Source organism: Citrobacter sp. Ct235 (assembly GCF_030332305.1).
GTDB classification, from domain to species: domain Bacteria; phylum Pseudomonadota; class Gammaproteobacteria; order Enterobacterales; family Enterobacteriaceae; genus Citrobacter_A; species Citrobacter_A telavivensis.
Window position 1 is genome coordinate 1 of the sequence record NZ_JAOWIC010000029.1, and the last position, 321, is coordinate 321.

Genomic DNA, 321 nt, shown 5'->3' on the forward strand with positions numbered 1-321 from the left:
CTTATAGAGCAGACCGGCGATAACACCCTGACGTTAATGGATAAAGGTTATTACTCACTGGGGCTGTTAAATGCCTGGAGTCAGGCGGGAGAGCACCGCCACTGGATGATCCCACTCAGAAAGGGGGCGCAGTATGAAGAAGTCAGAAAACTGGGTAAAGGCGACCATCTGGTAATGCTGAAAACCAGTCCGCAGGCACGAAAAAAGTGGCCGGGTCTGGGCAGTGAGATGACAGCCCGCTTGCTGACAGTGACGCGCAAAGGAAAAGTCTGCCATCTGCTGACGTCGATGACGGACGCCATGCGTTACCCTGGTGGAGAA

Annotated in this window: 1 protein-coding gene; it reads left to right on the forward strand. The window is 53.9% G+C overall.

Annotated elements, in window-relative coordinates:
* A partial coding sequence (locus tag OGY35_RS24510; protein ID WP_353655472.1) for a transposase occupies positions 1–321 on the forward strand: 321 nt, incomplete at both ends.